Origin of the sequence: uncultured Rothia sp. (assembly GCF_937976295.1) — a bacterium.
GTDB lineage: Bacteria > Actinomycetota > Actinomycetes > Actinomycetales > Micrococcaceae > Rothia.
This window is the reverse complement of the sequence record NZ_CALJRY010000061.1, coordinates 1-8,569: the sequence shown is the minus strand read 5'-3', so window position 1 is coordinate 8,569 and position 8,569 is coordinate 1. Positions and strand designations below refer to the sequence as shown.

At 56.5% G+C, this 8,569-nt stretch carries 6 protein-coding genes; all 6 read right to left on the bottom strand.

Annotation, left to right across the window (positions count from 1 at the left end):
- Window positions 1-482: 482 nt before the first annotated feature.
- Window positions 483-1,787 (bottom strand): tyrosine--tRNA ligase, encoded by a 1,305-nt coding sequence (gene tyrS / locus Q0216_RS01730; RefSeq protein WP_298592446.1) that lies wholly within the window; start codon window positions 1,785-1,787, stop codon window positions 483-485.
- 166 nt (window positions 1,788-1,953) lie between these two features.
- Window positions 1,954-4,248, bottom strand: coding sequence for an AAA family ATPase (locus Q0216_RS01725; protein ID WP_298592445.1), 2,295 nt, complete (start codon window positions 4,246-4,248; stop codon window positions 1,954-1,956).
- Between the two features lie 226 nt (window positions 4,249-4,474).
- On the bottom strand, window positions 4,475-5,050 hold the full coding sequence (locus Q0216_RS01720) for an adenine phosphoribosyltransferase (RefSeq protein ID WP_296545715.1): 576 nt from the start codon (window positions 5,048-5,050) through the stop codon (window positions 4,475-4,477).
- A 134-nt stretch (window positions 5,051-5,184) separates the two neighbouring features.
- The gene (locus tag Q0216_RS01715; protein WP_298592444.1) at window positions 5,185-6,759 is read right to left on the bottom strand and encodes an AMP-binding protein; all 1,575 of its coding nucleotides are present in this window, start codon (window positions 6,757-6,759) and stop codon (window positions 5,185-5,187) included.
- Window positions 6,760-6,910: 151 nt separating this feature from the next.
- On the bottom strand, window positions 6,911-7,396 hold the full coding sequence (locus tag Q0216_RS01710) for an arginine repressor (RefSeq protein ID WP_044150633.1): 486 nt from the start codon (window positions 7,394-7,396) through the stop codon (window positions 6,911-6,913).
- A 413-nt stretch (window positions 7,397-7,809) separates the two neighbouring features.
- A partial coding sequence (locus Q0216_RS01705) for a hypothetical protein (protein WP_298592442.1) occupies window positions 7,810-8,569 on the bottom strand: 760 nt, incomplete at its 5' end.

The window sequence follows — 8,569 nt, the reverse complement described above, 5'->3', positions numbered from 1 at the left end:
GCCGCGGCGACTCATACAACTATACAGACGTCCAAACACCCATGCAACCCGAAAAACGGTGAAGTAGAACACAAAAACGGGGATTTAGGTTCATCCTGACCCGGACAGGGCACTAAAACCCCTAGTCAACGCAAGGTAAGAGCCTCAAAAGTTCTTTGAAAAAAGTTTAAAAAGCCTCACAAGAGCCCTGAAAACCTCCAGAATGCCCTCCCAATACCGCCCGGAGCCTCCAAAACAGGGCTGACCAACGAGAGAAGTATGCAGCAGAGGAACCCCTAGAGGGCGAAGACAAGGATAAGAGGACAAAGATATAGAGCCCCTCCTGTGGAGGGGCTCTATATGTATAGGGAAGGTATATAGGGAACAGAAAAGGAGGGGCACTCCCCCACCAAACACTCAGTACCGAACACTCAGTACTAAACACTCAGCAGAGAAGCCCCCTCCCCTTCTATATGTCTCGAGAAGACTAGATTAGCGCTGTATTAGATCAGCTCTACAGCGCCCTGGTTCTTCTTGCCACGGCGAACCATCGCAAAACGACCGTGCAGCAGATCATCCTTAGAAATAGCTGCGTCCTCGCCCTGAACCTTCACGCCGTTCACCGAAGCGCCGCCCTCCTTCAGAATGCGACGAGCCTCAGAGTTAGACTTCGCAAAGCCCAGCTCAGTCAGAACAGAAATCATGTCCAGACGATCCTCGGACAGCTTAGCCGAAGGAAGCTCAGCAACCACAGACTCCAAAGTAGCCTCATCCAGAGCAGCGAAATCGCCCTTACCGAACAAAGCCTCCGAAGCAGCCACAGCCTGATCAGTCGCCTCAGTACCGTGAACCAGCGAAGTCACCAGGTACGCCAGAGTCTTCTGAGCCTCACGCTTAAACGGCTCCTTCTCAACCTTCTCCGCAAACTCAGCAATCTCAGCACGAGTCAAGAAAGTGAAAACCTTCAAACGGTCGATCACATCAGCGTCAGCAGTGTTCAGCCAGAACTGGTAGAAAGCGTACGGCGAGCACATCTGCGGGTTCAGCCAAATAGCGTTACCCTCGCTCTTACCGAACTTAGTGCCGTCAGAGTTAGTAATCAGCGGAGTACCAATAGCGTGAACGCTCTTACCCTCCACCTTACGAATCAGCTCAGTACCGCTCGTCAGGTTACCCCACTGATCAGAACCACCGGTCTGCAGAGTACAACCGAAACGACGGTTCAGCTCCAAGAAGTCCAGGCCCTGCAGAATCTGGTACGAGAACTCGGTGTACGAAATGCCCTCATCAGAGTTCAGGCGCTTCGCAACAATCTCCTTCTTCACCATGGTGCCCACGCGGAAATGCTTACCAACATCGCGCAGCAGCTGCAGAGCAGACATCTGACCGCTCCAGTCCAAGTTATTCACCATACGAGCTGCATTTTCGCCCTCGAACGACAGGAAACGCTCAATCTGAGCGCGCAGAGACTTGACCCACTCAGCAACAACCTCAGGAGAGTTCAGCACACGCTCAGACGTCTGACGAGGATCACCAATCAAACCGGTGAAACCGCCCACCAGACCCAGCGGCTTGTGACCAGCCAGCTGCAGACGACGCATCACCAGCAGCTGCACCAAGTGACCCAGGTGCAAAGAAGCCGCAGTCGGATCATAACCCGTATAGAAAGTCAGGCTCTCCTCGCTCAGCGCCTTCTCCAGAGCAGCCTCATCAGTGCTCACGTGCACCAGGCCGCGCCACTTCAGCTCCTGCCAAATATTCTCGAAGGTATCGTCATTATGCTGCGCGTTGAGGATCTCGGCAGACATGCTTCTCCCATTCACAAGGTAACAACGCCCGAAGGCGCTCGAACAAAATATGTAACAAGCCTAGCACCGCACCAGCCCAAACGCTCAGAAAAACCCAAGCGAGCGCCCAAACCGGTGCGGCACCGGCTCACAGAAATAACAGATAGAGGCTACACGAGCCGCAAGGCTACAGACCCGCGGGCATCCGCGAACCCACCATGTGCAGGCGCTGAGTCGGACGAGTCATCGACACGTACAAATCACCCACAGCGCCATCAGCATCATCAATCAGCTGCTGCGGCTCAACAATCACCACAACATCAAACTCCAGGCCCTTCGCCTCCCACGGAGTCAGAACCAGCACCTGATTCTCCAACGCAGTCTGCGCGGTACCCGTACGATCAGCATGAGCACGAGCCACAGCCTGAGCAGTCTGAACATACAGGCTCGGAGGGCACACCACACCAATCAGAGCGCCACCCGAATGAGCGACCTCCTCGCTGACCACAGCCACGGTCTGCTCCACAACAGACTCGGAAGCAACCTCATGAACCAGCGGAGCCCAACGGCCCTCACGCACCGCACGAGGCGCAGACACCTCATAGCCCGCAGCCTGAGCAACCGACACCGCCGCCTCAGCAATCTGAGCCGGAGTACGGTAATTAATCGTCAGCTCCTCCAGAGTGAAACGCTCACCCACAAACGGCTCCAACGCCTGCGACCACGAGGAAGCAGCCGCCGCAGAAGAAGCCTGAGCAATATCGCCCACAATCGTGAACGACTTCATCGGGCAACGACGCATCAGCAGACGCCACTGCATGGGCGAAAGCTCCTGAGCCTCATCCACCACAATATGGCCATACGCCCACGTACGATCAGCCGACGCCGCAGCCGCAGCAGTCATACGCTCGCCACGAACCTCATTCATCATCGCAATCTGCTCAGGAGTAATCACACCATCAGCGCCAATATCCTCCAGCGACTGGTGAACATTCTCCAGAGCCTTCGCCGCATTCTCAAGGTTCGCGCGATGCTCCGCCGCAGCACGAGCCGCAGCAGCCGCACCGGTCACCTTCGAAAAATCACCCAAAAGCTCAGCAGCCTCATCCAACAGAGGAACATCAGCCTCCGTGAAAGGGGCATCCGCCGTGCGAGCCAACAGCTCACGCTCAGCCTTCGACAGCTCACGAGCCGCAGACTCCAAATAGTGCGGCTTCGAGAACAGCGAGCGCAACAGAGTCTCAGGCGACAGCGGCATCCACGCCAGGTTCAAGGCACGGCGCACATCCATCGAGGCGCGCACATCATCCTGCAGATACGGACGCTCCACCACACGACCCGCCGCACGGTTCAGCTGATCATCCAGCTTCGCGGTCAGCTCCTTCAACAGAATCTTCACGAACGTCTCACGAGCCTCATTATGCGGCTTGCCCGTCGAACGAGCACGAGAACGAGCCGAACGAACCATCTCCGGAGTCAGCTCAACATCAGTACCCTCAACATTCAGACGCTGAACCTGAGCCGGCACCTTCTGACGATCCGCCACCGCACGCTTAATAACCTTCACCATGCGCAAATCGCCCTTCAACGCGGCAACCGCGCGGTCCTTCTCAGGCACAGCACGCAGACCCGGATACAGGGTCGCCAACGAAGCCATCACCACGCCAGTCTCACCCAGCGAAGGAAGCACACGCTCGATATACCACATGAACGAATTCGACGGACCAACCACCAGCACACCAGCCTTCGACAGGCGCTCACGGTTCGTATACAGCAGGTACGCCGCACGATGCAGCGCCACAGCAGTCTTACCGGTACCCGGGCCACCCTGCACAACACGCACACCCGGCAGCTCCGAGCGGATAATCGCATCCTGCTCAGCCTGAATCGTCGCCACAATATCGCCCATGCGGCCGGTACGCTTCTTATTCAACGCCGCCAACAGCGCACCCTCACCGTGGAGAGTGTCCTCATCCTGCAGCATCTCCGAGTCGAAGACCTCATCCTCAATATTTACGACAGTGCGGCCCTCAAGCATCAGATGACGGCGGCGGCGCACACCCATCGAGTGGAAAGCAGTCGCCTGATAGAACGTACCCGCCTCCGGGGCACGCCAGTCCATCAGCAGACGCTGCTGATTGCTATCCGTAATACCAATACGACCGATATAACGCACCGCATCAGCGCCCTCACGGTCCATATCCAGGCGACCAAACGTCAGACGAGAATCCACAGCATTCAGCTGCGCCAAACGGTCCTCATAGTGAGTAGCAAAAGAGTCACGCTCCGAACGGTTCTGATGACCGCCCACCGCCTGATTCTTACGCACAGCAGCCAGCTTCTCAGCCGTCTCCTCGCGGAGCTCATCCAGGCGAGCATACACGCGAGCAACATACTCACGCTCCGCAGCCATCTGCTCAGCAAACAGCTTCTCAGCCGCCGAAGAATCAGCAGACTGCTGGGGTACAGATTCAGATGACACGTAAGCTCCTTAAACCTATGGTGTCTCAAAGACAGGGTGCGACAGGCACCCAAAAATACGGGTCACTATTTTACAGGACAGGCTCCGAACGGCAGAAATATTACCCCCACAGAAAACCCACACAGGCATACACAGAAAAGTGCCCCACCGGCTCAACCGGCGGGGCACCCCTCATCAAGATCAGCTACACACACCCAAACGGCGGTAAGCCTCACACTCTATAAAACTACTTCGACGGCAGCGGGTACTCAGACACCAAGCTCAGCGTCTCAAGACGGTAACCGTCCAGCGCCTCACGGCCGCCCAGTCCCTCCAGCTCCAGAAGAGCGCCAACGCCGGCAACCTTCAGGTTCGCGCGCTCCACCAGCTTCGCGGCAGCCACCAAAGTACCGCCAGTCGCCAGCAAATCATCCAGCAGAAGAACACGAGTACCCGGCGCGAAATCATGACAGTGAATCTCAATCGCCGCGCTACCGTACTCCAGCGCATACTCCTCACGGTACGTCTCACGCGGAAGCTTACCCGCCTTACGAACCGTCATAACGCCAGTGCCGGTAGCATACGCGAGCGCAGACGCCAGCAAGAAACCGCGAGCCTCAACACCAGCCACCACATCAAACTGACCCTCAAAACGAGCAGCCAGCTCATCAATGCACGCCTTGAACACCTCAGCATTAGCGAAGAGAGTGGTCACATCGTAAAAGAGGATACCCTCGTGCGGGTAATTCGGAATCGTAGCGCAAGCAGCCGGAATCAACTGCTCAATAGGGGTTCGCGAAGCCTCAGAAGCGGGAACGCTCATGCTCTCTCTTTCGTGAAGGGGATAGCCCCGGCAAAAACACCCGGGAACAATAACGCGGTAGAAGCCGCCTACAAGATTCTACCCTCTTCACCCGCGCTTGTCCTCAGATCAGCGCCAAGAACCGTCAGCCGGGATTAGCTCCGCTGAATCAGAACCCTCAAGTCACGCTTAAGAATCTTGCCGGTCGGGCCCAGCGGCATGCTCTCCACCATCACGTAGCGGCGAGGATACTTATACGCCGCCAAACGAGTACGCGCCAACGCATTCAACTCCGCCTGCAGCACGCCCTCATCAGCACCCGGACGCGGCATCACCACGGCGACGACCTCCTCGCCCACGCGCTCATCCGGCACGCCCAATACCGCTACCGACTGCACCTGCTCATGGGTGTAGAGAACATCCTCAATCTCACGCGGATACACCGAATAGCCGTTACGCAGAACCATGTCCTTAATGCGGTCCACAATAAAAATATTGCCCTGCTCATCAACACGAGCAACATCGCCGGTCGCAAACCACTCGCCGTCAAAAACCTCAGCCGTAGCCGCCGGATTATTCCAGTAGCCAGACATCACGTTCTCACCGCGCACCCACAGCTGACCGCTCACACCCGGCGCGCACTCAGAACCTTGCGGGCAACGAACCTGCACCTGCACGCCCGGCAGCACACGCCCCACCGAACCGAGCACCATGCCAAACTCCGCCTGGTTAAACGAAACCACCGGCGACGTCTCACTCAAACCATAGCCCTCATACACCGGGCACTCAATCAGCGTTTTCAACGCAGAATGCACCGGTGCAGGCAGCGGCGAACCACCCGAAATGCCGAACCGGATGCGGCCACGCAGCGAACGCGCACGCTCAGGCTCAGCCTCCAGCGCCGAAGCTAACGACACATACATGCTCGGGACCGCAGCCAACACCGATACCCCTGCACGCTCCACCAGATTCAGCGCGTCACCGGGGGTAAAACGCGGCAACAAAGCCACCGTAGCCGACGCCGCAAACGCCGCGTTCATCGACACCGTCTGACCGAACGCGTGGAACAGCGGAAGACCACCAAAAATAATGTCCTCAGCGGTGAAACCAAAAACGCTCACGCAACTACGAGCATTCGAGAGGATATTCGCGTGAGTCAGCGTCGCACCCTTCGGGCGGCCCGTCGTACCCGAGGTGTACAGAATAATCGCCGGGTCACTCGCCGCCACCGGGACAGGCTCCAGCACCGCATCGGACAGCCCATCAAAAGGAGCCATCGGTGAGCCCTCTCCCCCGGTGAAAATCTCACAACGAACCGAACCGTTCTTCACCGGCACCGTCGATGGCGCCTCCGACGCCAGACGAGTACCCGCAAAAGCAAAAAGCACCTTCGCTCCGCTATCGCGCAGATGATACTCCAGCTCAGCACCCGACAACAGCGGATTCAACGGAACACAAATCGCACCCACAGCCACAATGCCGTAATACAGTGCCGGCATCAACGCCACATTCGGCATAGACAACGCAACCCGGTCACCGCGCTCAACACCGAGCGCCTCCAGATGACGCTGAACCTGCGCGGCAGCGGACGCCAACTGCGCGTAGCTCACCACCTGCATATCAGCAGAGCCAGAAGCCGGAATCGCCAAAGCCGCCTTAGCCCCGGAACCGGAAGCAGCCTCCGCCAACAGGTAGGCAATATTGTTCGCTGAATCGTGCATTTCAGACATGATAAAAACTCTCACCATAGAAAAATCGGTATATCTAGAAAAGAAGAAGCCGAGCTAAAAGCCCGGAAAAGAGCCCGAAGACAGCAGAAGGGCGTACCTTCAACCGCTCCCCCGAAACATCAGAAGAACAGCGCAAGATACGCCCCAGCTACTACTGAGCAGCAGACCAATCCAAGAAGCTCTCGGCAAGCGCAGCCCCGCCATTGGGGTCACGAGTAACCACTATGACCGTATCGTCACCGGCAATAGTGCCCATAATCGCTTCAAGACCGCCCTGATCAATCGACGACGCCAAGAACTGCGCAGCACCCGGAGGAGTACGCAGAACCGTAATATTTGCCGAGCCCTCAGCGGTAATCAGCAGTTCCTTAAACAGGGAAATCATACGGGCATCAGGTGCAGTACCGCCGCCACGACGGGCAGGGTAATTCGGCACAGCATAAATCAGGCCGGCGCCTTCATCGCGGATGCGCTCAGCGCCAATTTCAACAAGATCACGGGAAAGGGTCGCCTGAGTAACCTTCATACCATCATCGGTCAGGTACTGCGCCAGTTCAGCCTGGGAGCGGACACGTCGGGTCTGCAGCAATTCAACGATGCGTGCCTGACGCGCGATCTTGGTCGAGGGGAAAGGCATAATATCTCTTCTTCCTACGGTGCCAATCACGAATTCAGAACGGAGCTGCCCAACGGTGGCGCAGCGTAACATTCTTCACTACCCAAGATAATACATATGCACATAAATATGCGCACCAAATATGGATTATTCCAAGATATGGGGGAAATTTCAGGGTTTATCTCACCAGCTGTCACGCAAAACACCGCGAATGTAGCGTGTATCTACACATTCGGGCGCATAACCTCGCAATGAATGCATAGCGTGCAAGAACATTGTGGGCTGGTGCATTAGTGGGCAGGTGCGTTGCGCCGGTCAAGAGAGCCCCGGTACGCAAGCACGAAAAAGGAGCCCGCCTCCAGCAACACCACGTGCACCAGAAGCAGGCTCCCTCAACAAAACGTCAACCGGTGAATCCTGACGATTCAGAGCGCCTAGCGCTCATCCTCCACCAGGCCGTCCAAATCCTCATACTCAACATTGCGCGAACGGCGGTTCAGCCACACAGCAAAACCCATACCCAGCAGAAGCACCAGCACCGCACCGACAATACTTGCGATACCTGCAAAACGCTCAGCGTTCACGCTTGCCTCAGTCACAGGCTTCAACGTGCCCTTCTCAGCGGTATAGACGACCTCAAGAGTGCCGTCCTTCTCCACCAACAGGCCATCCACCTCACGCGGGAACTCGGAAGGAACATCACCAGTCTGCGAACCGCGGAACTCAATCGAAGCCCCCGAAGTCACCTGATACTTATCCTTCAAGTTCGACACATACGTCTTACCATTCAGCGCGTCATCAGCCGGCAGGTTGCCCTTATAACGAGCCACATTACCCTTCGTAATCAGGTCAGGAGTCAAATCCTGATAAGTGCCCTGAATAACCCAGCTCCTACCGGCATACTCAGCGTTATTATTCACCGACGCAAAAGCACGAACACCCACAACAGCCAAAATAATGGAAAGAATAACCGCAACAGCAACAGAAAGAACCGACAGCCAGTTCACGCCCGGACGGTCATCCAGCTCTTCCTCACTCATCGCGAAAAGAGAGGAGTTCCCTTCCTCATCGTCGTCGTAGTCCTCGTACTCGTCGTACTCCTCATACTCAGAATCTTCATACTCAGCATCATCGTACTGAGAATCCTCAAAGTAGGTTTCTTCGACCTCAGCAGACTGCGACAGCTCATCCTGC